The 23,588-nt window shown below is 71.4% G+C and carries 26 protein-coding genes; 14 read left to right on the top strand and 12 right to left on the bottom strand.

Annotation, left to right across the window (positions count from 1 at the left end; all coding sequences use genetic code 11):
* Positions 1 to 154: 154 nt before the first annotated feature.
* Genes ACFC09_RS33540 through ACFC09_RS33530 form a run of 3 tightly spaced genes read left to right on the top strand, consistent with a single transcriptional unit; the run spans position 155 to position 3,535 of the window.
* Positions 155 to 1,141: a carbohydrate ABC transporter permease gene (locus ACFC09_RS33540; protein WP_376534515.1), complete on the top strand. Its 987-nt coding sequence runs from the start codon at positions 155 to 157 to the stop codon at positions 1,139 to 1,141.
* Between the two features lie 32 nt (positions 1,142 to 1,173).
* Positions 1,174 to 2,031, top strand: coding sequence for a carbohydrate ABC transporter permease (locus tag ACFC09_RS33535; RefSeq protein WP_376534609.1), 858 nt, complete (start codon positions 1,174 to 1,176; stop codon positions 2,029 to 2,031).
* A 7-nt stretch (positions 2,032 to 2,038) separates the two neighbouring features.
* The gene (locus ACFC09_RS33530; protein ID WP_376534513.1) at positions 2,039 to 3,535 is read left to right on the top strand and encodes a glycoside hydrolase family 3 protein; all 1,497 of its coding nucleotides are present in this window, start codon (positions 2,039 to 2,041) and stop codon (positions 3,533 to 3,535) included.
* 95 nt (positions 3,536 to 3,630) lie between these two features.
* On the opposite strand, the gene nagB is transcribed toward ACFC09_RS33530, so the two are convergent.
* Positions 3,631 to 4,416, bottom strand: coding sequence for a glucosamine-6-phosphate deaminase (nagB, locus tag ACFC09_RS33525; RefSeq protein WP_376534511.1), 786 nt, complete (start codon positions 4,414 to 4,416; stop codon positions 3,631 to 3,633).
* A 525-nt stretch (positions 4,417 to 4,941) separates the two neighbouring features.
* Here nagB and ACFC09_RS33520 point away from each other — a divergent pair.
* Positions 4,942 to 6,408 carry a sensor histidine kinase gene (locus tag ACFC09_RS33520; protein ID WP_376534509.1) on the top strand — a complete coding sequence of 489 codons (1,467 nt, stop codon included), beginning with the start codon at positions 4,942 to 4,944 and terminating at the stop codon, positions 6,406 to 6,408.
* Positions 6,409 to 6,645: 237 nt separating this feature from the next.
* On the opposite strand, the gene ACFC09_RS33515 is transcribed toward ACFC09_RS33520, so the two are convergent.
* Together ACFC09_RS33515 and ACFC09_RS33510 are read right to left on the bottom strand one after the other, a co-directional pair.
* A complete protein-coding gene (locus ACFC09_RS33515; protein WP_007491230.1) occupies positions 6,646 to 6,903 on the bottom strand; it encodes a WhiB family transcriptional regulator in 258 nt (85 codons plus the stop codon).
* A gap of 319 nt (positions 6,904 to 7,222) precedes the next feature.
* The gene (locus ACFC09_RS33510) at positions 7,223 to 8,191 is read right to left on the bottom strand and encodes a diacylglycerol/lipid kinase family protein (RefSeq protein ID WP_376534506.1); all 969 of its coding nucleotides are present in this window, start codon (positions 8,189 to 8,191) and stop codon (positions 7,223 to 7,225) included.
* A gap of 116 nt (positions 8,192 to 8,307) precedes the next feature.
* Here ACFC09_RS33510 and ACFC09_RS33505 point away from each other — a divergent pair, with 116 nt between their 5' ends.
* Entirely contained in the window at positions 8,308 to 8,757 is a 450-nt protein-coding gene (locus tag ACFC09_RS33505; protein ID WP_376534504.1) for a hypothetical protein, read from the top strand.
* A gap of 205 nt (positions 8,758 to 8,962) precedes the next feature.
* Here ACFC09_RS33505 and ACFC09_RS33500 read toward each other — a convergent pair whose 3' ends face one another.
* The 3 genes from ACFC09_RS33500 to ACFC09_RS33490 form a co-directional block, all read right to left on the bottom strand.
* Positions 8,963 to 10,036: an RNA polymerase sigma factor SigF gene (locus ACFC09_RS33500; protein ID WP_376534502.1), complete on the bottom strand. Its 1,074-nt coding sequence runs from the start codon at positions 10,034 to 10,036 to the stop codon at positions 8,963 to 8,965.
* 17 nt (positions 10,037 to 10,053) lie between these two features.
* Positions 10,054 to 10,467, bottom strand: coding sequence for an anti-sigma regulatory factor (locus ACFC09_RS33495; protein ID WP_004925829.1), 414 nt, complete (start codon positions 10,465 to 10,467; stop codon positions 10,054 to 10,056).
* A 261-nt stretch (positions 10,468 to 10,728) separates the two neighbouring features.
* Positions 10,729 to 10,989 carry a UBP-type zinc finger domain-containing protein gene (locus ACFC09_RS33490; protein ID WP_376534499.1) on the bottom strand — a complete coding sequence of 87 codons (261 nt, stop codon included), beginning with the start codon at positions 10,987 to 10,989 and terminating at the stop codon, positions 10,729 to 10,731.
* Between the two features lie 61 nt (positions 10,990 to 11,050).
* Between ACFC09_RS33490 and ACFC09_RS33485 the strand changes: the two genes are divergently transcribed.
* The 3 genes from ACFC09_RS33485 to ACFC09_RS33475 all read left to right on the top strand — a co-directional run bounded on the left by ACFC09_RS33485 (position 11,051) and on the right by ACFC09_RS33475 (position 14,146).
* Entirely contained in the window at positions 11,051 to 12,646 is a 1,596-nt protein-coding gene (locus ACFC09_RS33485; RefSeq protein ID WP_376534497.1) for a Na+/H+ antiporter, read from the top strand.
* A 238-nt stretch (positions 12,647 to 12,884) separates the two neighbouring features.
* Entirely contained in the window at positions 12,885 to 13,172 is a 288-nt protein-coding gene (locus tag ACFC09_RS33480; RefSeq protein ID WP_376534607.1) for a transposase domain-containing protein, read from the top strand.
* Positions 13,112 to 14,146: a transposase gene (locus tag ACFC09_RS33475; protein ID WP_376534494.1), complete on the top strand. Its 1,035-nt coding sequence runs from the start codon at positions 13,112 to 13,114 to the stop codon at positions 14,144 to 14,146. The genes ACFC09_RS33480 and ACFC09_RS33475 overlap by 61 nt, the downstream gene beginning before the upstream one ends.
* A 167-nt stretch (positions 14,147 to 14,313) precedes the next feature.
* On the opposite strand, the gene ACFC09_RS33470 is transcribed toward ACFC09_RS33475, so the two are convergent.
* On the bottom strand, positions 14,314 to 15,213 hold the full coding sequence (locus ACFC09_RS33470; RefSeq protein WP_376534492.1) for a 1-aminocyclopropane-1-carboxylate deaminase/D-cysteine desulfhydrase: 900 nt from the start codon (positions 15,211 to 15,213) through the stop codon (positions 14,314 to 14,316).
* 203 nt (positions 15,214 to 15,416) lie between these two features.
* Positions 15,417 to 16,010, bottom strand: a complete 594-nt coding sequence (locus ACFC09_RS33465) for an N-acetylmuramoyl-L-alanine amidase (RefSeq protein ID WP_376534490.1) — start codon at positions 16,008 to 16,010, stop codon at positions 15,417 to 15,419.
* 299 nt (positions 16,011 to 16,309) lie between these two features.
* Between ACFC09_RS33465 and ACFC09_RS33460 the strand changes: the two genes are divergently transcribed.
* The 4 genes from ACFC09_RS33460 to ACFC09_RS33445 all read left to right on the top strand — a co-directional run bounded on the left by ACFC09_RS33460 (position 16,310) and on the right by ACFC09_RS33445 (position 19,784).
* Positions 16,310 to 17,716, top strand: coding sequence for a family 2B encapsulin nanocompartment shell protein (locus ACFC09_RS33460; protein WP_376534487.1), 1,407 nt, complete (start codon positions 16,310 to 16,312; stop codon positions 17,714 to 17,716).
* Positions 17,717 to 17,828: 112 nt separating this feature from the next.
* The gene (locus tag ACFC09_RS33455; RefSeq protein WP_376534485.1) at positions 17,829 to 18,965 is read left to right on the top strand and encodes a family 2 encapsulin nanocompartment cargo protein polyprenyl transferase; all 1,137 of its coding nucleotides are present in this window, start codon (positions 17,829 to 17,831) and stop codon (positions 18,963 to 18,965) included.
* 209 nt (positions 18,966 to 19,174) lie between these two features.
* The gene (locus tag ACFC09_RS33450) at positions 19,175 to 19,372 is read left to right on the top strand and encodes a hypothetical protein (RefSeq protein ID WP_376534483.1); all 198 of its coding nucleotides are present in this window, start codon (positions 19,175 to 19,177) and stop codon (positions 19,370 to 19,372) included.
* A 79-nt stretch (positions 19,373 to 19,451) separates the two neighbouring features.
* Positions 19,452 to 19,784: a DUF952 domain-containing protein gene (locus ACFC09_RS33445; RefSeq protein ID WP_376534481.1), complete on the top strand. Its 333-nt coding sequence runs from the start codon at positions 19,452 to 19,454 to the stop codon at positions 19,782 to 19,784.
* Between the two features lie 114 nt (positions 19,785 to 19,898).
* Here ACFC09_RS33445 and ACFC09_RS33440 read toward each other — a convergent pair whose 3' ends face one another.
* The 3 genes from ACFC09_RS33440 to sodN form a co-directional block, all read right to left on the bottom strand.
* Positions 19,899 to 20,054: a hypothetical protein gene (locus ACFC09_RS33440; RefSeq protein ID WP_376534479.1), complete on the bottom strand. Its 156-nt coding sequence runs from the start codon at positions 20,052 to 20,054 to the stop codon at positions 19,899 to 19,901.
* The gene (locus ACFC09_RS33435) at positions 20,051 to 20,821 is read right to left on the bottom strand and encodes a VOC family protein (RefSeq protein ID WP_376534475.1); all 771 of its coding nucleotides are present in this window, start codon (positions 20,819 to 20,821) and stop codon (positions 20,051 to 20,053) included. The genes ACFC09_RS33440 and ACFC09_RS33435 overlap by 4 nt, the downstream gene beginning before the upstream one ends.
* A 153-nt stretch (positions 20,822 to 20,974) precedes the next feature.
* Entirely contained in the window at positions 20,975 to 21,370 is a 396-nt protein-coding gene (gene sodN, locus ACFC09_RS33430; RefSeq protein ID WP_376534473.1) for a superoxide dismutase, Ni, read from the bottom strand.
* Positions 21,371 to 21,515: 145 nt separating this feature from the next.
* Here sodN and sodX point away from each other — a divergent pair, with 145 nt between their 5' ends.
* On the top strand, positions 21,516 to 21,947 hold the full coding sequence (gene sodX, locus ACFC09_RS33425; protein WP_376534605.1) for a nickel-type superoxide dismutase maturation protease: 432 nt from the start codon (positions 21,516 to 21,518) through the stop codon (positions 21,945 to 21,947).
* On the opposite strand, the gene ACFC09_RS33420 is transcribed toward sodX, so the two are convergent.
* Positions 21,851 to 22,480 carry a CGNR zinc finger domain-containing protein gene (locus tag ACFC09_RS33420; protein WP_376534471.1) on the bottom strand — a complete coding sequence of 210 codons (630 nt, stop codon included), beginning with the start codon at positions 22,478 to 22,480 and terminating at the stop codon, positions 21,851 to 21,853. The genes sodX and ACFC09_RS33420 overlap by 97 nt on opposite strands.
* A 100-nt stretch (positions 22,481 to 22,580) precedes the next feature.
* Between ACFC09_RS33420 and ACFC09_RS33415 the strand changes: the two genes are divergently transcribed.
* Positions 22,581 to 23,351 (top strand): class I SAM-dependent methyltransferase, encoded by a 771-nt coding sequence (locus ACFC09_RS33415; protein WP_376534469.1) that lies wholly within the window; start codon positions 22,581 to 22,583, stop codon positions 23,349 to 23,351.
* Positions 23,352 to 23,588 lie beyond the last annotated feature (237 nt).

Raw genomic sequence — 23,588 nt, 5'->3', positions numbered from 1 at the left:
GTACGGCCGCGCGGTGTCCGGTGCCGCACGGCCCCCGGGACCCGGACTCCGTACGCAGGCGCGGCCCTCCCGGACCCGGGTCTTCGTGCGGAATTCCGGTTTCCGTACGGGATTTCTGCTTCGTACGACCAGAAGGACCGCTGAGGAGCGCGCGATGAGTGCCGCAGACACGACCACCCCCGCCAAGGTGCCGCCGCCGCGGCAGGCGCCACCACCGGGCGGCTCCAGGCGGCCACGCGGAAAGCGGACGCCCGGCGGCGCGGGCATCCCCTGGCTGCTGCTCGCCCCCTGCCTGGTGATCCTCGCCCTGGTCATGGGCTATCCGCTGGTCCGCCTGGTCACCCTGTCCTTCCAGAAGTTCGGGCAGTCCCAGCTGTGGGGCTTCCAGCCGGCCGAGTCGGTCGGGTTCGACAACTTCTCCAAGGTGCTCGGCGACGGCGAGTTCTGGCAGGTCGTGCTGCGCACGATCGTCTTCGCGGCCGCCTCGGTGATCTTCACGATGGTCCTCGGCATGCTGGTCGCCCTGCTGCTGCAACGGGTCTCCGGCTGGGTGAAGATGCTCATCAACATCGCCCTGGTGGCCAGCTGGGGCATGCCCGTCATCGTCGCCACCACCGTCTTCAAATGGCTGTTCGACACCGACTACGGCGTCTTCAACGCGGTGCTGAGCAAGCTTCCGGGCGTCGATCTGATCGGCCACAACTGGTTCGCGAACGGGCCGCAGGGCCTCGCCGTGATCATGCTCCTGGTGATCTGGGGCGCCGTGCCGTTCGTGGTCATCACGCTCAGCGCGGGCCTCACCCAGGTGCCCAAGGAACTGGAGGAGGCCGCCCGTCTCGACGGCGCGGGCGCCTGGGGCGTCTTCCGGTACGTCACCCTGCCCATCCTCAAGCCGATCATCGTGATGCTCACGACCCTCTCGGTCATCTGGGACATGGGCGTCTTCCCGCAGGTCTTCGTGATGCGGGGCGGCCACCCGGAGTCCCAGTTCCAACTGCTGACCACCTACTCCTACGACCGCGCCTTCGTGGTCAACGACTATGCGCAGGGCTCGGCGATCGCCGTGATCACCGTGCTGCTGCTGCTCGGTGTGGTCGCCGTCTATATGCGCCAGATGCTGAAGATCGGAGAGGTCGAGTGAGCAGCGTGAGCAGCACGAGCGACATGAGCGGCATGAGCGGCACGGGTGCCGTCGCCGCCGGTGGCCGGCGCAGGAGCGGGGCCCGGCTCGGCTGGAACCTCCTCGGCCTGCTGGTCTTCGTCGTCGCCGGCTTCCCCGTCTACTGGATGGTCAACACGGCGTTCAAGCCCGCCAAGGACGCCATCGACCCGGACCCCAGCCTGCTGCCCACGGGGCTGACCCTCGCCAACTTCCGCCGTGCGCTGGACATCGCCGACTTCTGGGGACCGGTCGGGCGCAGCCTGATCGTGTCCGTGTCCGTCGTGGCCATCGGCGTCGTCGTCGGCATGCTGGCCGCGCTCGCCATCTCCCGGTTCGCCTTCCGCGGCCGGAAGATCGTGATCGTCGGCATCCTCGCGGTGCAGATGATCCCGCTCGTCGCCATGATCATCCCGGTCTTCCTGCTGCTGAACGACCTGGACCAGTACGACAAGCTCACCGGCCTGATCATCACCTACCTGACCTTCGTCCTTCCCTTCACGGTGTGGACGCTGCGCGGCTTCATCGTCAACATCCCGCGGGAGCTGGAGGAGGCCGCGATGGTCGACGGCTGCTCCCGCACCGGCGCCTTCGTCCGCGTCGTCTTCCCGCTGCTCGCCCCCGGCATGGTCGCCACCTCGGTCTACGCCTTCATCCAGGCGTGGAACGAGTACCTGTACGCCCTCATGCTGATGAGCCAGCAGCACCAGACCGCGACCGTGTGGCTCGGCAACTTCACCACCAAGCACGGCACCGAGTACGCGCCGATGATGGCCGGCGCCACCATGATGGCCCTGCCGGTCGTGGTCCTGTTCCTGTTCGTCCAGCGCAAGATGGCCGCCGGTCTGACCGCGGGCGCCGTGAAGGGATGACGCCCCGATGACCACACTCGCCGGCCGCACCGACACCCTCACCCGCGACGCCCTCGCCGTCCTCCAGCCCGGTTTCGACGGCACCACCGCCCCCGACTGGGTGCTGCGCCGCTTGGACGAGGGCCTGGCGTCGGTGGGACTGTTCGGCCGCAACATCGCCTCACCGGAACAACTTGCCGCCCTGACCGCCCGGCTGCGCGCCGAGCGCGACGACATCCTGGTCGCCGTCGACGAGGAGGGCGGCGACGTCACCCGCCTCGAAGTGCACACCGGCTCCAGCTTCCCCGGCAACCGCGCGCTCGGCGCCGTCGACGACGTGGCGCTGACCCACGACGTGGCCCGCGAACTCGGCCGCCGGCTCGCGGCCTGCGGGGTGGACTTCAACTGGGCCCCGGTGGCCGACGTGAACTCCGACCCCGCCAACCCGGGCATCGGCGTCCGCTCGTTCGGCGCCGACCCCGACCTGACGGCCCGGCACGTCGCGGCCTATGTCACCGGTCTCCAGTCGGCCGGTGTGGCCGCCTGCACCAAGCACTTCCCGGGACACGGCGACACGACCGTCGACTCGCACCACGCGATGCCCCGCGTCGACATCGCCGCCGACCTGCTGCACTCCCGCGAGCTGGCTCCCTTCCGGGCCGCGGTGGCGGCCGGCACCCGGGCCGTGATGAGCGCGCACATCCTGGTCCCGGTCCTGGACGCGGACCGCCCCGCCACCCTCTCCGGGCGCATCCTGACCCAGCTCCTGCGCGGCGAACTCGGCTACACCGGCCTGATCGTCACCGACGGCATAGACATGCAGGCCATCGCCGCCACCTACGGAATGGAACACGGCAGCGTCCTCGCCGTCGCGGCCGGTGCCGACGCGATCTGCGTGGGCGGCGGGCCGTCCGACGAGGGGACGGTGAGCCGGCTGCGCGACGCCCTGGTGGCCGCGGTCCGCTCCGGCGAGCTGCCCGAGGAACGGCTGGCGGACGCGGCCGAGCGGGTGCGCGCGACGGCCCGCTGGACGGCCGCCGCGGACGGGAGCGCGGCCGGCCCGGCGGCGGGGGCGCCCCGGGAGGACATCGGCCTGGTCGCCGCCCGGCGCGCGCTGCGGGTGACCCGCTCCGGCCGGTACGAGCCGCCGGTCGGGGCCCCGTACGTCGCCACCTTCACCCCGGCCATGAACATCGCCGTCGGGGACGCGACCCCGTGGGGCGTCGCGGGGGAACTCGCACGGCTGCTGCCCGGCACCCGGACGGGAAGCTTCTCGGGCGCGGAGGCGGGACAGGTGGCGCTGGCCGCCGCGGGCGACGGCCGGATCGTCGCCGTCGTCCGCGACGAGCACCGGCACCCCTGGATGACGGCGGCCCTGGACACCCTGCTGGCGGCCCGCCCCGACACGGTCGTGGTCGAGATGGGCGTCCCGCAGGCCCCGCCGCGCGGCATTCTGCACATCGCCACCCACGGCGCGGCCCGCGTCTGCGGACAGGCGGCGGCGGAGATCGTGGTCGGCGGGTGACAGCGGTTCCACGGCACACGAGGGCGCCGGGCTCCGACTGGGAGCCCGGCGCCCTCGCCCGTGTGCCGTGGTGGCCGGGTGCGGTCCGGGAGCGGTCAGATGCCCTGCCAGTCCGGCTTGTTGGCGTAGGCGTGCCGGAAGTAGTCGGCGAGTTTCAGCTTGGCGGCGGCGGCCTCGTCCACGACGACGGTGGCGTGTGGGTGCAGTTGCAGCGCGGAGGCGGGGCAGACCGACGCCACCGGTCCCTCCACGGTCGCCGCGACCGCGTCCGCCTTGCCCTCACCGGTCGCGAGCAGCACCAGGTGCCGGGCCTCCAGGATGGTGCCGATGCCCTGGGTGATGACGTGGTGCGGCACCTGCTCGATGTCGCCGTCGAAGAACCGCGCGTTGTCGATCCGGGTCTGCTCGGTCAGCGTCTTGATCCGGGTGCGTGAGGCCAGCGAGGAGCACGGCTCGTTGAAGCCGATGTGCCCGTCGGTCCCGATCCCGAGCAGTTGGAGGTCCACGCCGCCCGCCTCGGTGAGCGCCCGGTCGTACGCCGCACAGGCGCCCCGCACGTCCTCGGCCGTGCCGTCCGGCCCCATGAACGCGTCCATGCCGACCCCGAGCGGCTCCAGCACCTCCCGGCGCAGCACCGAACGGTAGGACTCCGGGTGATCGGCCGGCAGCCCTACGTACTCGTCGAGCTGTGCTATCCGCGCCCGCGAGGTGTCCACGGCACCGGCGCGCACCTTCGCCGTCAGCGCCTGGTAGACGGGCAGCGGGGTCGAGCCGGTGGCCACGCCGAGCACGGCGTCGGGCTTGTGCCTGAGCAGCCGGGCCATGGCCTCGGCGATCAGTTCGCCGCCGGCCGCGGCGTCCGGGACGATGACAACTTCCACGCTGGGCCTGCCGTTCTGAAGAGGGCTGGAAGGTCTATGTGGTTTAGACCAATCTAGCACCGACCCGCTACGGACGCCGCCCCCGAGGGGGTGGCGGTAGGGGCCGCTGCCGCCCATGAGCCGGGGGAGGGGGCAGTGACCGAAATCGCCCCGGCCGACCGGCCCCGTTCCCGGCCGAGCCGGGCTAGGCTGCGAAACGCCGGTGACGAACAGTCTCCGGCACATGGACACACCCACGTGGTCTAGTCCACAATGAATTCAGGTACGGCGTACGGCAGGACCGTACGCACGCCACCACCGCGGACTTCCGTCTTCCCCGCACAGGAAGACGGACCGAGGAACCGGAGCTCTCTGCCCTGACTGCCCCGGCTCCTCATCCTTCGGCCGACCGGGACCGCACACCCCACGGCCGTTGCTGCTCCGGGCTGCGGTGCCGGGAGGGTTGAGGGTCCCTCTCAGGCGCCGCGGCCCGCGGGTGTTTCCGGGGCCGACAGACCGCCGGGTACGCTCGCAGGTGTGCCCTCCATGAACGAACTCGTACGCCAGCACACAGCCCTCGACGACTCCGATCTCGAATGGCTGCACCTGCTGGTCTCGGAGTGGCAGCTGCTCTCCGACCTCTCCTTCGCCGACCTGGTCCTGTGGGTTCCCACCCATGACGGCACCCGGTACGTCTCGGTCGCCCAGATGCGGCCCAACACCGGGCCGACCTCCTACCAGGACGACATGGTCGGCCACCTCGTCCCGCGCGGCCGGCGGCCCATGCTGGACGTGGCGCTGGACGAGGGCCGGATCGTGCGCGAGGGCGACCCGGAGTGGCGCGAGGAGGTCCCGGTCCGGGTCGAGTCGATCCCGGTGCGCCGGGCGTCGCGGGTCCTCGGCGTCATCGCCCGCAACACCAACCTGCTGACCGTGCGCACCCCGAGCCGTCTTGAGCTGACGTATCTCCAGAGCGCCTCCGACCTCGCGCAGATGATCGCGGCGGGCTCCTTCCCGTTCCCGGACCAGCAGGTCGACATGGACGCCTCACCGCGGGTCGGCGACGGCCTGATCCGGCTCGACGCGGACGGCATCGTCCAGTACGCCTCCCCGAACGCCCTCTCCGCCTACCACCGGCTCGGCCTCGCCGCCGATCTGCTCGGCCACCACCTCGGCCGTACCACCGCCGAACTCGCGCCGACCCGTGGGCCGGTGGACGAGGCGCTGGCCAAGGTCGCCAGCGGCTGGGCGCCCCGCGAGTTCGAGATCGAGTCGGGCGACGGGGTGATCCAGTTCCGGGCGATCCCGCTCAAGCCGAAGGGCATCCGCGTCGGTTCGCTGGTGCTGCTCCGGGACGTCACCGAACTACGGCGCCGCGAGCGCGAGTTGATGACCAAGGACGCGACCATCCGGGAGATCCACCACCGGGTGAAGAACAACCTCCAGACGGTCGCCGCGCTGCTGCGCCTGCAAGCCCGGCGGATCGAGTCGGAGCGCGGCCGGGAGGCGCTGGAGGAAGCGGTGCGGCGGGTCGGGTCCATTGCGATCGTGCACGAGACGCTCTCCCAGAACCTGGACGAGCGCGTCGAGTTCGACGAGATCGCCGACCGCGTGCTCGCGATGGTCGCCGAGATATCGCCGGGCAAGGTGACCGGCAGGCGCACCGGGCGCTTCGGCATCCTGGACGCGGAGGTGGCGACACCGCTGTCGATGGTGCTCACCGAGGCCCTGCAGAACGCCGTCGAACACGGCTTCCGCGAGGGCGACACCGGAACGGTCGAGGTGTCGGCGGTCCGTGGCGGCTCCACCAAGGAGGCCCGGCTGCTCGTCACCGTCCAGGACGACGGCGTCGGCCTCCCTGAGGGCTTCGACCCGCACCGCTCGGGCAATCTCGGTCTGCAGATCGTACGAACCCTGGTCGAGGGAGAGTTGGGGGGTACGTTCGATATGGTGCCTGCGCCCGAACGGGGGACGCGGGTGATCCTGGACATTCCGGTGTCGGCGCCGAAGTAGCGGCGGACGGCGCGTTCGCGGGCCGAGGAGTCCGCGGGCCCCGGCGTCACGGCCGGGCCGGAAAGCGCTCCACGTCCCGCACAGCAAAAGGCCCCGGACCCAGATCGGGTCCGAGGCCAGTGCTCGTTGCGGTCGTGCTTAGCGCATCGGGGGTACTGCGCGCTGCGGCTCGGGGGCGGGAGATGCGTACTCGCTGTACGCGCCGCCAAGCTCAGGCTGTCGAACAGGGTGGGAGTGTCAGGCGGTTGCCTGACGGGCCCGGTTGCGAGCGGCGCGGCGCTTCATGGCGCGGCGCTCGTCCTCGCTGAGACCACCCCAGACGCCGGAGTCCTGACCGGACTCAAGCGCCCACTGCAGACACTGCTCGATAACCGGGCAGCGACGGCAGACGGCCTTGGCTTCCTCGATCTGCAGCAGCGCAGGACCGGTGTTGCCGATGGGGAAGAACAGCTCGGGGTCTTCCTCGCGGCAAACGGCGTTGTGACGCCAGTCCATGGCTGCTACCTCTCTTGATATGACGTGCGGATTGCTTGTGAATGTGAACGCTTTCACGAATCCCTCAACAAGTGAAGGGCCGACCGCCAGGTTCCCTGACGTGGTCCTGTGGTTTGAAGAGGGGTTCTGGTGATCAATGGAGGCTGGTGTTTCGAGCCCGTCCCGATCGCCACGTAGAGACTCGCAAACCTCAGCGGCGGATACAACCCCTTCCGAAAAGTTTTTTTTGATTCCTCGGTGTCGACTAGGTCACAGCCGTACTTCCATGGGGTGGATCCTGGCCTAAACGTTCGAGTGAAAGGAGTTTGGCTCGTTCTACTCACACAATCACACGCAGTGCACGGCGTACGCCTGTGAACGTCACACTCGTACGCAGTCCGAGATGGTCGCCGTCCATCTGGAGGGGCAGTGGCGCCTTCGAATGCAAGGTGAAGCGGTCCATGTCGTGCAGGGACACGACGTGCTTGCCGCGGGGCCCGCGCTCGGGGGACGAAGTGAGCAACTGGGTGCCATACCGGGCAACCGAGGCCGCGGAAAGACGGCTGAGACCCATGACGTCGATGCCTTTGTCGAACGCGGCCTTAGGCGACGTATACATCGGGCGATTGCCGAGATACGTCCAGGGAGACGTGTTGGACACTATGGCCACGACAAGATCCCTGATCGGGTCCGCGCCTTCGCGTTCGAGCGTGATCGTGCCGCGCCTGCGATTCGGCTCGCCGATGAACTGCCGCAGCACCTGGCGCACATACAGGGCGTGGGTCGAGGTCTTGCCGAGTTCGCGCTGCTGCTCGACCCGGCCCACGACGCCCGCGTCGAATCCGAGCCCCGCGTTGAAGGTGAACCAGCGGGCCGGGACCGACTCGTCCTCGGTGCCGGGGGTGCCCGCGGCGCGTCCGAGCCCCACGACCCGCCGGCGCCCCTGGGCCACGGCGTCCAGCAGGGCGCCGGTGGCCTCCACCGGGTCGTTGGGCAGGCCTAGGGCGCGGGCGAAGACGTTGGTGGATCCGCCGGGGACCACGGCGAGGCCCGGCCGCCGCTCGGGGTCGGGGCCGTCGTGCAGCAGGCCGTTGACGACCTCGTTGACGGTGCCGTCGCCGCCGAGCGCCACGACCAGGTCTATGTCGTTGCTGTCCGCGGCCTGCCGGCCGAGGTCGCGCGCGTGCCCCCGGTACTCGGTGGTGACCGCCTCCAGCTTCATCTCGCTGGCCAGGGCGTGGATCAGTACGTCACGCGTACGTGCGCTTGTGGTGGTTGCCGCCGGATTGACCACGAGTAGTGCACGCATGGGGTGCAGCGTACCTACTGGGTGGTACCGGGCCCAGACCGAGGTAGGGAACCGGTAAGAGGCGGCGGCGCGGGCCTGGACACCGGGTGCGGTACGGCGACGGCTACCCTGCTGGGGTGAGCAGTGAGCAGAACCCCACCCCGGACCCCGCGGCCGTCGCGGGCCCCCGTCCGCGCCGGCTGACCTGGGCGGCGGCGCTGGCCGCGCTGGAGGGGGCCGCGCTGGTGGTCGGCGGCGTGTGGACGTTCGTCCTCGGTCTCACCGGTTCCCCGGACGACCGGCAGCAGGCCGTCACGCTGGGCATCACCCTGATCGTGCTGGCGCTGCTGCCGCTGCTCGCGGCGCGCGGGCTGCTGCTGCGCCGCAGCTGGAGCCGGGGGCCCGCCGTGATCACCCAGCTCATGGCCCTGCCCATCGCCTACAGCCTGCTCAAGGCCGACAGCGCGGCCGTCCCGGCGGGCATCGTCCTCGCGGTGGTGGCGGTGGCGGCACTGGTCCTGCTGATCAACTCCGAGACCACACAGGCCCTCGGGATCCGCGGCCCGGGCCGCCGGGAGGAGCCCTAGCGGGCCGGGGCGGGCGAGCGTGCCGGGCTGGTGGAGGGACCGGTGGACCGACCGGTGGGCGGCCTCGTCGCGCGAGTCGGGCCGGTCAAGGGGCGGGCCCAGTCCCCGGCGGGTTGCGCCTTCGGATTCGGGCCCGTTTCCACTGAGGGGCGCCGCCGCGACCGTACGACCGGCTCCCGCCGTCGGCGAGGGGCCCGAGGGCCTGCTACTCCTCCACGAGCAGCTTCTCCCGGAGCTGGGCCAGCGTCCGGGCCAGCAGACGGGAGACGTGCATCTGCGAGATGCCGACCTCCTGCGCGATCTGCGACTGGGTCATGTTCCCGAAGAACCGGAGGAGAAGGATGCGCTTCTCTCGCGGCGGCAGGTCTTCGAGCAGTGGTTTGAGGGACTCGCGGTACTCGACCCCCTCCAGCGCCTCGTCCTCCGCGCCGAGCGTGTCGGCCACCGCGGGAGACTCGTCGTCGGTGTCGGGGACGTCCAGGGAGAGCGTGGAGTAGGCGTTGGCCGATTCCAGCCCCTCCAGGACCTCCTCCTCCGAGATCGCCAGCTTCTCGGCCAGCTCGTGCACGGTGGGGGAGCGGCCGTGCTGCTGCGACAGCTCCGCCGTGGCCGTGGTGAGCGCGAGCCGCAGCTCCTGCAGCCGCCGTGGGACGCGCACCGCCCAGCCCTTGTCCCGGAAGTGCCGCTTGATCTCGCCGACGACCGTGGGCGTTGCGTACGTCGAGAACTCCACCCCGCGCTCCGGGTCGAACCGGTCCACGGACTTGATCAGGCCGATGGTCGCGACCTGGGTGAGGTCGTCGAGCGGCTCGCCGCGATTGCGGAACCGGCGCGCGAGGTGCTCGACGAGCGGCAGGTGCATCCGGACCAGCCGGTTGCGCAGCTCCGCGTACTCGGGACTGCCGTCCTTGAGCCCGCGCAGCTCGACGAACATGGCGCGCGCCCCGCTGCGGTCCTGAGGATCGTGCTGCGTGCCGGAAACGCCCTGGGCGCCCGGCGCGTCGTCCCCGGAGTATCGCTCGTGCTCGCTCATCGTCCCGCCCGTAGTCTTTCCCCGAGCCCTGGCCTCCGCCCGGACCGGGGATGCGACCCCGGCTCGTCCCGCCGAAGGCGCGCTCTGCATGGCACCGTCCCGGTCGGCCTGCTCGGAGTGGTCCTCCGGATGCGGCCTGGCCTGTTCGGGGATGCCGTCGATGCCGTCCGCCGTGCGCCGAGATCCGCTCGGGGCGACCTCGCCCGCGGCGGGCAGCTCCCGTGTGCCGCGCTCCTCGTCCCGCATCGGCCCGTCCCCGTTCCTCACGCCGGCCCGGGTCCCGCGCCGCGCTGTTTGTACAGGCTGATCGACACGGTCTTGTCCTCGTCGACGGCCGACGAGACCTTGCCCGCCAGGGCCGACAGCACGGTCCAGGCGAAGGTGTCCCGCGAGGGCGCGTGCCCGTCCGTGGTCGGCGCCGACACCGTGACCTCCAGCGAGTCGTCGACGAGGCGGAAGACACAGCTGAGCACCGAGCCGGGCACGGCCTGCTGGAGCAGGATCGCGCATGCCTCGTCCACCGCGATGCGCAAGTCCTCGATCTCGTCCAGGGTGAAGTCCAAGCGGGCGGCGAGTCCGGCCGTGGCCGTCCGCAGCACCGACAGGTAGGCACCCGCAGCCGGCAGCCGGACTTCCACGAAGTCCTGGGTCGCGGGCTCGCCTGCGATCTGGGACACCCTCACCTCCAAGGTGGTACAAGCTTTACAGGGCCGAGGGTCGCCCCCCGGGATAACGCGATTCCTGGTTCAGCGGTGACGCTATCGCGCTCGGAACGTTCTGTCCCCGCGACCCCAACCCCCTGGCGTCACTCACAGTAAAACCGTGAATACGCTCCGTGTCTAGGGGTCTGCGGGCCCAAATGGGAAGAGCGCGCGCCGGGTTGACGTACCCAGACGTCAGACGGCCGAATCGTCCGAACTGGTCGTCGACATGCAGTGTCACACGAGGACGTGGTCGACGAAGCACCATCGCCAGTCCTCGCCCGGCTCGAAGGTCCGCATCACCGGGTGACCGGACCGCTCGTGGTGCCCCGTCGCGTGTCTCCCCGGCGACGAGTCGCAGCAGCCGACGTGGCCACAGCTCAGGCAGAGCCGCAGTTGCACCGGATGCGTGCCCTGTGCGAGACACTCCGGGCAGGTCTCGTTCTGGGGTCTCGGCTCCGGGTGCGGCAGCGCGTCGGCGTGCGTGCACTGTTTCATGATTGCCAGATTACGACGGGTGTGCGGTTGGCCGCGCGGAAAACGAGGGCGGGGCGAGGACATGGACGTGATGCCGCTGCTGTTGCTGGTGGCGGGCAGTGCGGCGGTGGCCGGGGCGGCCCGGCGCACCGCGGTGCCGGCACCGCTGCTGCTGGTCGCGGTCGGCCTGGCGGTCTCGTACGTACCGGGGGTGCCCGGCTACACCCTCGACCCCGAGGTGGTTCTTCCGCTCCTGCTGCCCCCGCTGCTGTACACCTCGGCGAGCGACAGTTCGTACCTCGACCTGCGGGCGCAGCTGCGGCCCGTGGCGCTGCTCTCGGTCGGGTACGTGCTGTTCGCGACCTTCGTCGTCGGCTGGGCGGTCTATCTGATCGTGCCCGGGATACCCCTGACCGCCGCCCTGGTGCTGGGCGCGGTGGTGGCGCCGCCGGACGCGGTCGCCGCGACGGCGGTCGCGCGCCGGGTCGGACTGCCCGCCCGGATCACCACGATCCTCCAGGGCGAGTCCCTGCTGAACGACGCCACCGCGATCACCGCGTACCGGGTGGCCCTCGCGGCGGCCGTCGGCGAGGGCGCCACCTGGCTCGGCGGGATCGGCGAGTTCCTGCTCGCGGCCGTCGGCGGCGTCGGCATCGGGCTGGTACTGATGGCGCCGCTCCACTGGCTGCGCACCCATCTGAAGGAACCCCTGCTCCAGAACACGCTCTCCCTGCTGATCCCGTTCGTCGCTTACAGCGTCGCCGAGCAGGTGCACGCCTCCGGGGTGCTCGCGGTCGTGGTCGTCGCGCTCTATCTGGGACACCGCGCGTGGGAGGTCGACTTCGCCACCCGGCTCCAGGAGGACGCGGTCTGGCGGATGGTCGCCTTCGTACTGGAGTCGGCGGTCTTCGCCCTGATCGGACTGCAACTGCCGGTCGTCCTGCGGGGGCTCGGGGAGCACGAGGGCGTCGCGGCCGCGGCGTACGCGGCCGTCCTCTTCGTGGTGGTGGTCGCCACCCGGTTCGTGTGGGTGTATCCGGCGGCGTTCCTGCCGCGGCTGCTGTCCGCGCGGGTCAGGGAGCGCGAGCAGAACCCCACCTGGCGGGGCGCGATGGTCACGGCGTGGGCCGGGATGCGCGGCGTGGTGTCGCTGGCCATCGCCTTCTCGATCCCGCTCACCGTGCACGGCGGACACCCCTTCCCGCAGCGCAACCTGATCCTCTTCCTGACCTTCACGACGGTCATCGGGACGCTCGTGGTGCAGGGGCTGTCGCTGCCTCCGCTGATCCGGCTGCTGGACTTCCCCGGCCGGGACCCGCAGACCGAGACCCTGGCCGAGGCCAACGCCCAGGCGCAGGCGTCCCGGGCCGCGGAGGTCCGCCTCGGCGAACTGCTCTCCGACGAGCGCAACGCCCTGCCGCCGCCGCTCGCCGACCGCCTCCGCGCCGTCCTGGAACGCCGCCGCAACGCCGTCTGGGAACGGCTCGGCGCGGTGAACCCGGTGACCGGGGAGAGCGTCGACGACACCTACCGCCGGCTCTCCCGGGAGATGATCAGCGCCGAACGCGATGTGTTCGTACGGCTGCGGGACGGCCGCTACATCGACGACGAGATGCTGCGCACGCTGCTGCGCCGACTGGACCTGGAGGAGGCGGCGGCGTACCGGGAGGCGGGCTAGTCCCAAGGCCGTGAAGTTATGGGTCTGGCGGGGTTGTCCAGGGGGTCGTAGGTGGTGGTTTCGCCGGACGTGGGGAGCGGAGCCCCGGTAGAACTGGCAGTCGACCAAGACAAGCCGTTCACAAAGACCGGAGGCTCCGCTGTCCGGACAGTGTGCCATCACGCGTGTCGTCACGGTGGCCGGAGGGCGGTTTGCGCCCGGTCATCTCGGTGAACTCACCCAGCTTGTTCCCTTCGAGATGGTCGACGAGGCGCTGAGCGCGACCAGGGCCGTGCAGTCGCGGCTGCGGGATCTGCCCTCCCGGGTCGTGGTGTATCTGGTCCTGGCCGCGTGCCTGTTCCCGGAGACGGGACACCTCGGAGTGTGGCGCAAGCTCACCGGGGCACTGGTCGGCCTGCCGGTGGTCGCGCCGACGGCGAGCGCGCTGGCCCAGGCCCGCCGGCGTGTGGGCAGCAAACCGCTGCGATGGCTGTTCGACCTGCTGCGGGGCCCGGCCGCAACCCGGCACGGGCCGGGGATCCGCTGACGCGACCTGCTGGTGGTCGCGCTCGACGGCACCACCCTGACGGTCCCCGACACCCCCGCCGTGCTGAGCAGGTTCACCAAGCAGGCGGGCAATCACGGTGGGACCGGATATCCGCAGGTCCGTCTGCTCGCGCTGGTCACCTGCGGCACCGCACCCTCATCGACGCGGTATTCGGCCCGGCCACCGCGGGCGAGACCACCTATGCCCCGCGTCTTCTGCCCAGCCTGCGGCCCGGGATGATCCTGCCGGCCGACCGCAACTTCGGCGCTCAAAGGCTCCTGGCCGACGTCGCGGCCACCGGTGCCGAGGTCCTGGTCCGGCTCAAGAACGGCCGCCGGATGCCAGTCCTGGCCCGCTTCCCCGACGGTTCCTGCCTGTCGGCACTGGGTTCTCTGCGTGTGCGTGTCATCGACTGCGAGATCACCATCACCACCGCTGCCGGGAAACACACCGGCCTCTACCGGCTGGCCACCACCCTGCTCGACCACCACCGACACCCGGCAGCCGAGCTGGCCACCCTCTACCACCAGCGCTGGGAGATCGAGACTGCCTACCTGGAACTGAAGTCGACCATCCTCGGCGGCCGGGTTCTGCGGGCCCGCACTCCCGAGGGCATCGACCAGGAGATATACGCCCTGCTGGTGGTATACCAGCTGCTGCGGACAGCCATGGCCGACGCCACCAGCACCCGACCCGGCACCGACCCGGACCGGGTCGGCTTCTCCATCGCCTGGCAGGCCGCCCGCGACCAGGTCGTCCTGGCCGCGGGCGTCATCGCCGATACCGTCATCGACCCGGCCGGCACCATCGGCCGCCACGTCCTGGCCGGCCTGCTGCCCGAGCGGCGCCTACGGGTCAGCCCCCGCATCGTCCAACGCGCCATCTCCAAGTACCAGGCACGAGGACCCCGCATCGACCGCACCAGCTACAAAGCCACCACCAGCATCGAAATCCTTGCGGCCACAAGCCCTTGACGCCACGCCCCAGCCGCAAACTTCACGGCCTTGGGGCTAGCCCGCGGCCGCCGAGGACCGTCGGGGCGGCTCGGCAGCGTTCCTAAGGGCCGCGCGGAAGGCGTGACCGGCCAGTATGCGGCCGTTGGCAGGTCGGCCCCCGTCCTGGCCCGGCCGCGGTGGGGTCCCTACGGTTCGGGGAAGGGCCGGCCCGTGACCACGGCCGCGACGGTCGTACCGGGCGGGAAGGCGCCCTCTTCCGTCAGGACGAGGAGTCCGTAGAGCAACTTGGCGACATAGAGACGTTCCACGGGCAGGCCGTGGCGCTGTTCGAAGTCCTCGGCGAAGGAGTCGAGTTCGGGACTGGTGCGGGCGTACCCGCCGCAGTGGAACCGGTCGTCGAGCGACCAGGAGCCGCGGCGGGCGCCGAAGGCATCCTCCTGGAGGGCGCGCACCTCGGCGGGCAGGAACCCGCCTCTGAGGACCGGTATGCCCAGGGCGCGCTGTCCGGGTGCGAGTCCGGCGGCGAGCCCGGCCAGCGTGCCGCCGGTGCCGCAGGCGACCGCGACGACGTCGGCGTGCCCGCGCAGTTCCTCCCCCAGGGCCCGGCAGCCGCGCACGGCCTCGGCGTTGCTGCCGCCCTCGGGGACGACGTACGCGTCCTCGGCGCCCGTCGCGTGCAGCAGGGTGCCCAGGGTCCGCGGGTCGGTCTTCCCGCGGTACGTCGATCTGTCGACGAAGTGCAGACGCATGCCGTCGGCCGCGCACCGGGCCAGGGAGGGGTTGAGGGGACGGTCGGCCAGTTCGTCGCCGCGGACCACGCCGACCGTGGGGAGACCGAGCAGGCGGCCCGCGGCGGCCGTGGCCCGCAGGTGGTTGGAGTAGGCGCCGCCGAAGGTGACGATCGTCCGCCCCTTCGCCGCGAGCAGATTCGGTGCCAGCTTGCGCCATTTGTTGCCGGTCAGCTCCGGGTGGATCAGGTCGTCGCGCTTGAGCAGCAGCCGGACACCGTGCCGGGCGAACCGGTGGTCACCGACGGCCTCGGTGGGCGACGGGAGACGGACGGCGAGAGGCACACGACTGACCATCACACCATTGTCACCGGGCGCCGGACACCAGCCCCGGAGGGACGCGGTGGAACGCGCAGGCACATGGTGGAACGCGCAGGCACGTGGCGGAAGGCGCAGGCACATGGTGGAACGCGGCGGGCGGGGGCGGGGGCGGGACCGGGGAGCCGGGTGCCGGGATCCGGGGCGGCCCCGCCGGCCGGTCCTTCAGGCGTTCCGGGCGGTCAGTCCTTCAGGCGTTCCTTGACGCGTTTTCGCAGCCAGCTCATGGTGAAGCCGCGGGGGTCCACCTTGCCCGGCTGCCACTCCAGATGACCGATGACCGAACGTTCCGTCCAGCCGTGGTGGCGGCAGATCGCCGCGGACACCTTCTCGATCGCCGCCAGCTGGGCCGCGGGCCACGGGTCCTTCCCGTCGCCGAGGTTCTCGCACTCGAAGCCGTAGAAGTGGCGGTTGCCGTCGGTGTTGGCCTCGTTGTCGGCCGGCGGCGACTTCTCGGCGATCACCGCGCGGAGCACGTCGTCGTCGCCGAGCCCCGCGTGGTTGGCGCGACCGTAGCCGACGAGATGGACCCGGCCGTCCTTGGTGATCACGGCGTGGCACAGCGGGCCCGGCAGTTCGGCGTGGCCGTCCCGGCAGATCTCCACGGTCAGGTCGCTGCCCCGGGTCACCGTGTGGTGGATCATCACCCCGTGGACGGGCCCCCACGGCCCCTTGTGGTTGCGATTGTGATGTTTCCAGTCGCCGACTTCGACGACCGTGACACCCTCTGCCCTCAGGGTGTCCCGAAAACGGGTCGCGGACATGGGTGAGGCCATGGACGCCTCCTTCGCACCGGGCCTACAGTCACTTGTTGCGACCGATCGATTACGGTAAGTTTTAGTGAAATCAGACGTCTTGGCTACTTCGTTCGGGTGGTGTGCGAGCCGATCCGGACACCCTTCACGCCGGGCGCCGCCCGGCGTGAAAGAGCCCTCTTTCTGCCCACTAATGCGATGATCCATTCCCGCTCTTTCGGGTAATGGTGCAGCAACGTTCCGTGCTGGAAGGCTGATCGCGAGCAAGGCCGATGCCCGGCGCAGTTCGGTGCCGGTGCAGACTGGGAGGGCAATTCTCTATGTCGGTAGGCGAAGAGGTCCGCACGGATCAAGGCAGGCCGCAGCAGTCTCTGGACACGGCGGCAGCGCGGAACCTGGCCACCACCACCAAGTCCGCGCCCCAGATGCAGGAGATCAGCTCCCGCTGGCTGCTGCGGACACTTCCCTGGGTGAACGTGCAGGGTGGCACGTACCGAGTGAACCGTCGGCTGACGTACGCGGTCGGAGACGGCCGCGTCACCTTTGTGAAGACCGGCGACCGCGTCGAGGTGATCCCCGCCGAACTGGGCGAACTGCCGGCCCTGCGGGCGTACGAGGATGGTGACGTCCTCTCCGAACTGGCCCAGCGCTGCCGCCAGCGTGACTTCGCCCCCGGCGAGGTGATCGCCTCGTTCGGCAGCCAGACCGACGAGGTGTACCTGCTGGCGCACGGCAGGGTGGAGAAGCTGGGGACGGGCCCGTACGGCGACGACGCGGTCCTCGGAGTCCTCGCCGACGGTGCCTACTTCGGCGACCAGGCGCTGCTCGACCCGGACGCCATCTGGGAGTACACGGCCCGCGCGGGCACGACGTGCACCGTGCTGATCCTGTCCCGTCAGGACTTCGAGCAGGTCGCGGAGCGCTCGGACTCCCTGCGCGAGCACCTGCGGCAGCTGCGCGCGATCCCCGCCCAGCGCACCAACAAGTACGGCGAGAAGGCGGTCGACCTCGCGGCGGGCCACAGCGGCGAGCCGGACATCCCGCACACCTTCGTCGACTACGAGGCGAAGCCCCGCGAGTACGAGCTGAGCATCGCCCAGACCGTGCTGCGCATCCACACGCGCGTGGCCGACCTGTACAACCAGCCGATGAACCAGACCGAGCAGCAGTTGCGGCTCACCGTGGAGGCGCTGAAGGAGCGCCAGGAGCACGAGCTGGTCAACAACCGCGAGTTCGGCCTGCTGCACAACTGCGAGTACGACCAGCGGATCCAGCCGCACGACGGCGTTCCCGGCCCGGACGACATGGACGAACTGCTCAGCCGGCGGCGCGGCACCAAACTGTTCCTCGCCCACCCGCGCGCGATCTCCGCGTTCGGCCGCGAGCTGAACAAGCGAGGGCTCGTCCCGGAGACCGTCGACATCGGCGGCAACCGCATCCCGACCTGGCGCGGAGTACCGATCTACCCGTCCAACAAGATCCCGATCAGCGAGGCGCGGACGACCTCGATCATCGCCATGCGTACCGGAGAGGACGACCAGGGAGTCATCGGCCTGAGGCAGTCCGGTATCCCGGACGAGATCGAGCCGAGCCTGTCCGTCCGCTTCATGGGCATCAACGAGCAGGCCATCATCAACTACCTGGTGACGGCCTACTACTCGGCGGCGATCCTGGTGCCGGACGCGCTCGGCGTCATGGAGAACGTCGAGATCGGCCGGTGGAGGTGACGTTTCCGCACTTCGCGGCCGTGTTCCCGCCCACCCGGGCGGGTACACCCTCGGGATACCAGCCCAGCCGGGGTGGCACCGCCACCGTCCGCGGACTTCGCGAGGGGGAGTCATGGCCGAGTTCATGACGGAGACGAAGCAGTGCCCTGCCGGGGCACCCCTGGCCGGTGACCCGCCGGCGCCGGCGGACCGGCCACGGCCCGCCCGGGAGGGCGGGCCCCCGCCCGACGGACACGAGGCCACGGCCGTCCTGGACCGGGCCCGGGGGGAGGTCGACCCCGAACTGCGGGCCGCCGTCGAGTCGCTGCCCGGTGCCATGCGCCGGATCGCGCGCTACCACTTCGGCTGGGAGCACGCGGACGGCACGCCGACGGCGGGCAACGCGGGCAAGGCGATCCGGCCCGCGCTCGTCCTCACCGCGGCCTCGGCACTCGGCGGATCCGGGGCGCGGACGGCGGCCCTGCGGGCCGCTGCCGCGGTGGAGCTGGTGCACAACTTCACCCTGCTGCACGACGACGTGATGGACCGGGACACCTCACGCAGGCACCGGCCCACGGCCTGGACCGTGTTCGGCGTCCCTGACGCGATCCTCGCCGGGGACGCGTTGCAGGCGCTGGCCCTGCGGCTGCTCGCCGTGGACCCGCACCCCGCGTCCCGGGCCGCCGCCGCCCGGCTCGCCGACTGCGTCGTCGAGCTGTGCGAGGGCCAGCACGCGGACACGGCGATGGAGGAGCGCGCCCCCGACGAGGTCCGCCTCGACGACGTGCTCGTCATGGCCGAGGCCAAGACCGGCGCGCTGATCGGCTGCGCCTGTGCCCTCGGCGGGCTCTACGCGGGCGCGGACGACGAAGCGGTCGCGGCGCTGGACGCGTTCGGACGCCAGGCCGGGCTCGCCTTCCAGCTGATCGACGACGTCATCGGGATATGGGGTGACCCGGAGCGCACCGGCAAACCGGCCGGTGCCGACCTCGCCGTCCGCAAGAAGTCGCTGCCGGTCGTCGCGGCCCTGACCTCCGGCACACCGGCGGCGGCCGAACTGGCCGAGCTGTACGGACGGCCGTACGACGAGAAGGACCTGGAGCGGACGGCGCAGGCCGTGGAGCGCGCGGGCGGCCGGGACTGGGCCCAGGTGCAGGCGGCCGACCGGATGTCACGGGCGATGCAGGAACTGGTCCGCGCGGTGCCCGATCCGGAGGCGGCCGGGGGCCTGCTCGCACTGGCCGAGTTCGTCACCCGGCGCAGCAGCTGAGCGCACCGCCCGCCTGCGGAAGGGCCCCGGGGCCATCACCAGGACGTGCGGCTCCTGACCCCGTACGTACCCGACGGCTCCGGCCCGGCCGGTCCCGCGCACTCCGCGGTGCGCGGGACCCGTCGACTCCCGTCGCGCCCGGCCCGACGGGCCCCCGACCCGCACCGCCACAGCAGGCGCCGGTCCCGGGCCCGTCCTACGCTGTCGCCATGGACAGCGAGGAACACGCCTGTCCCGTCTGCGGACAGCCCGTCGAAACAGTCGTCAAGCGACACAAGACCCTGGGCGCCTGGGTTCCCGTCTGGGGCCCCGGCCCGTGCCGCAACCCCCGCTGCGCGGCCTGCGCCGGCCCCGCCGCCGAACGGTCCCCCCGCGGGCCCCGGGAGACCCGCGCGAAGCGGCACTGAGCGGCACTGACCCTGTCCCCGCCGGGGCCGGCACCGTCCGCGAGCACGGGCGGTGCGGCCGAGGTCGTAGCGTGACCCCATGCCGAAACTCCCGTACATCCTCCACATCACGGAACGTGCCCTGTGGGACGCGGCCCGCGGGCGCGGCACGTATGAGATGTCCACCCGTGGCCGCACGCTGCGCGAGGTGGGCTTCGTCCACTTCTCCTCGCGCGCCCAACTCCCGCGCGTGGCGGCCTTCCTGTACGGCTCGTACGACTGTCCCGAGGACCTGGTGGTCCTGGTCGTGGACCCGGCGCTCCTCGGCGTACCCGTGCGGTGGGAGGCGGTGGAGCCGGACGGCGAGGAGTTCCCGCACGTCTACGGGCCGGTGCCGGTCGACGCGGTGGTGGACGTGGAGCCCTGGGGGTGACGTCGCCGGGGGGCGCCGGGCATGGCGCTTCGCGATGGCGCTGTGGGCGCTGGCCGTGGTCGGCGGGGGAGGACTCACACTGTGGCTCCAGGCCGGGACCGGCCCCCGGGAGCCCTACGTCTGGGAGCGGACCCGGACCACGCCCGCACCGCCGCCCGTGGCGGACGGGGACGACGACGGGTGCCCGCGCAGGCCCACCGCCGTACCGTCGGCTCCGCCGGCCGCACCACCGAGCCTGCCCTCCGCCCTGCCCAGTGGACCGGACATCATGGTCTGCGCGTACGCGAGCCTGTCTCATCGCTGACCCCCGGCGCCGGACCGCCCGTCTCCGGATCCCGCCGGGTCAGGCAGTACGGGCCGCCCGCCGGGTCGCGCAGCACCGTCCAGCGCGGGCCGTGGGCCACGACGGCGGCGCCGAGCACCTCGTGGCGCGCCAGGACAGCGGCGACGTCCGCGCAGGCCAGGTCGGGATGGGCGGTGGCGGGCCGCTCGTCCCGGAGCCGCTGGAGCAGAATCCGGACGGGCAGCCCCGGCGGCGGGCGCAGCACCCGGAACTCGGGAAGCGAGCCGGTCAGCGGCTCCCAGCCGGTCAGCCCGGCCCAGAAGGCGCACTCGGCGTCGTAGGCGGACGGCGGGATGTCCAGGCACACCTGGTCCAGTCGGCTGCCGTCCACCACCGCGGGCCGGACCGCCTCCCCGTGCCAGGGCACGGCACAGAACGACAGCCCGGCCGGTGAGCGCAGCACGCACCACCCCGCGTGCTCGGCGACCGGGACCGCACCGAGGTCCCGGGCGGACGCCACGAACGCCCCGACATCCTCCACCGAGAAATCGAGATGCGCACCGCCCGCCCCCGCCCCGACACCCTGCACCTTCACGCAGGCGTCGCCGTCGGAGGGCAGCAGGGTCACGAACTCGTCGCGGGCACCGCGGAATTCCGAGAGCCCGGTACCGGTGACGGCCGTCCAGAAGTCACGGGCCGCGCCGACCCGGTCGGCGGGCCGGTCGACGAAGGCATAGGTCCAGCGGATGCTCATGCGCCGATCGTAGGCGGCCGGGCCGGGCCGCCCCGGGAAACAGAGAACCGCACCCGGCCCAGCAGGACACCGTGGTCGGCGCCCCGGGGGACCGGGTGCGGCGGGGAGACCCTGTGATCGAGGAGAGCGCAGGGCAGAAGGCACTCGGGAAGATCAGGCCTTCTTCGTCTCCCAGAAGATCTTGTCGATCTGGGCGATGTAGTCCAGCGCCTTCTGGCCCGTCGCCGGGTCCTTGGACGCCTTGGCGGCCGAGAGGGCCTTCAGGGTGTCGTTGACCAGCTGGTGCAGCTCCGGGTACTTCTCGAAGTGCGGCGGCTTGAAGTAGTCGCTCCAGAGCACGGAGACGTGGTGCTTCGCCAGCTCGGCGCGCTGCTCCTTGATGACGGTGGCACGCGTCTGGAAGTGCGGGTCGTCGTTGCCGGCCATCTTTTCCTGGACGGCCTTCACCGACTCCGCCTCGATGCGGGCCTGGGCCGGGTCGTACACACCGCAGGGCAGGTCGCAGTGCGCGCTGACCTTGACCTTGGGGGCAAACAGGCGGGAAAGCATGGAGCATTCCTTCCTCGTGATCGTCTTCTCAGGTGGGACATTACTCCCTGAGAAGCGGGATTTCGCGAGTGCCCCCGTGGGCTTAGGACAAAAGTCCAGGGTCAGACTGGGACTGGTGGAGGAACGGACCGGGGAGGTGCCGGCGATGCCGGAGCTGTCGCAGGAGATCGAGCTGGGGAGGGCCGTGCCCTTCGGGCTGGCCGAGGTGTCGGGGCCGTCCATGGTGCCGACGCTGTACCACGGGGACTGGCTCGTGGTGCAGTACGGCGCCCGGATCAGGCCAGGGGACATCGTGGTCCTGCGGCATCCCTTCCAGCAGGATCTGCTCGTGGTCAAGCGTGCCGTGGAACGCCGCGAGGGCGGCTGGTGGGTGCTGGGGGACAACACGTACGCGGGTGGTGACAGCACCGACTACGGGGTCGTGCCCCAGGAGCTGGTCCTCGGCCGGGTCCGGCTGCGGCTGCGGCCGCGCAGGCCGGATCAGCGTTCGCCGCTGGCGCTGGTGGGCTGGGTGCTGTCCGCGGTCAGGCCGGTGCTCCCGGACCGGTCGGCCTCCAGGCGTTTGCGGGCCCGGTAGGCGGCCACGTTGGCGCGTGTGGCACAGCGGTCGGAACAGTAGCGCCGGGAGCGGTTGGTCGAGGTGTCCAGGTAGGCGTTGCGGCAGGGAGCGGCCTGGCACAGGCCCAGACGGTCCACGCCGTACTCGGTCAGGTGGAAGGCCAGGCCCATGGCGGCGGTCGCCGCGTAGCCCGCGGTGGCGTTCGACGGGTGGTCGGCGAGGTGCATGTGCCACAGCGGGCGGCCGTCATCGTCCCGGTGGTCGTGCCCGGAGATCTGCGGGCTGACCGGGAATTCCAGCAGCAGCGAGTTCAGCAGGTCGACCGCCAGCGTCTCGTCGCCCTGATCGGCGGCCTCGAAGACGGCACGCAACCGGGCCCGCACCGAGCGGAAGCGGGTGACGTCGGCGTCGGTCGCGCGACGGGCCGCCGACTGGTTGACGCCGAACAGACCGCGGACGGCCTCGACCGTGGTGAGCGAGTCCTTGCCCCGGAGCGGCTCCTCGCTGTTGACGAGGCGTACGGCGTAGTCCGAGTAATAGGCCAATTCCACTTGTAGTCCTTACGGTGGCGCTCTATGGTCGGGGATGCGATCCGGTAAGAGCCGATCGCACTTCCAGGGTATTACGGACCTTCGCAGTGGAGGGGTTGCGATGACGGACGCGCACGCGGTCACCACGGGTGCCGACTGGCGGGCCTGGCAGGAGAGCTGGGACCGGCAGCAGGAGTGGTACATGCCCGACCGCGAGGAACGCTTCACGATCATGCTCGACATGGTGGAGAGCTGCGTCGGCACCGCGCCGCGCGTGCTCGACCTCGCCTGCGGCACCGGCAGCATCACCGCCCGGCTGCTCAAGCGCTTCCCGCAGGCCGTCAGTACCGGTGTCGACCTCGACCCGGCGCTGCTCGCCATCGCCGAGGGCACCTTCGCGGGCGACGAGCGGGTCAGCCTCGTCACCGCCGACCTCAAGGACCCGCAGTGGCCCTCGCTGCTGCCGTACGACTCGTACGACGCGGTCCTGACCGCCACCGCCCTGCACTGGCTGCACAGCGACCCCCTCGCGGCCCTCTACGGTCGTGTCGCGGACCTCGTGCGCGACGGCGGTGTCTTCATGAACGCGGACCACATGATCGACGACACCACGCCCCGGATCAATGCCGCCGAGCGCGCCCAGCGGCACGCCCGCATGGATCAGGCCAAGAACGCCGGCGCCCTCGACTGGGCCGAGTGGTGGCAGCTGGCCGCGAACGACCCGGTCCTGGCCGGACCGACGGCCCGCCGTTACGAGATCTACGGCGAGCACGCCGAGGGCGACATGCCGCCGGTCGCGTGGCACACGCGCGTACTGCGCGAGAAGGGCTTCTCCGAGGCCCGCCCGGTGTGGTGCTCGCCCTCGGACACGCTGCTCCTCGCGCTCAAATAGCTCGGGACGGTATTGGGGGCGGGACGGGGTGGGGCGGGGCGGGGTGACGGGGCGGGGGCCTGCGGCTGCGCTTCCGGTGCGGGCCAGGACCTCCCCGGCCCGCACCCCGGGCGGTGCGGCGCGGGATTCCGGGCGGTGCGGCGCGGCAGGCCAGGCGGGTGCCGCGGCCCGTCCGCGGGGGGCCGCGCGGGCCGCGGGGGGCGCCGCGCCGGCGGGCGCGGCCGCCGCGGGGCGGGG

The organism is Streptomyces sp. NPDC056161 (assembly GCF_042268025.1).
In the GTDB taxonomy this organism is placed as follows: domain Bacteria; phylum Actinomycetota; class Actinomycetes; order Streptomycetales; family Streptomycetaceae; genus Streptomyces.
This window is presented reverse-complemented; position numbering and strand designations above follow the sequence as displayed.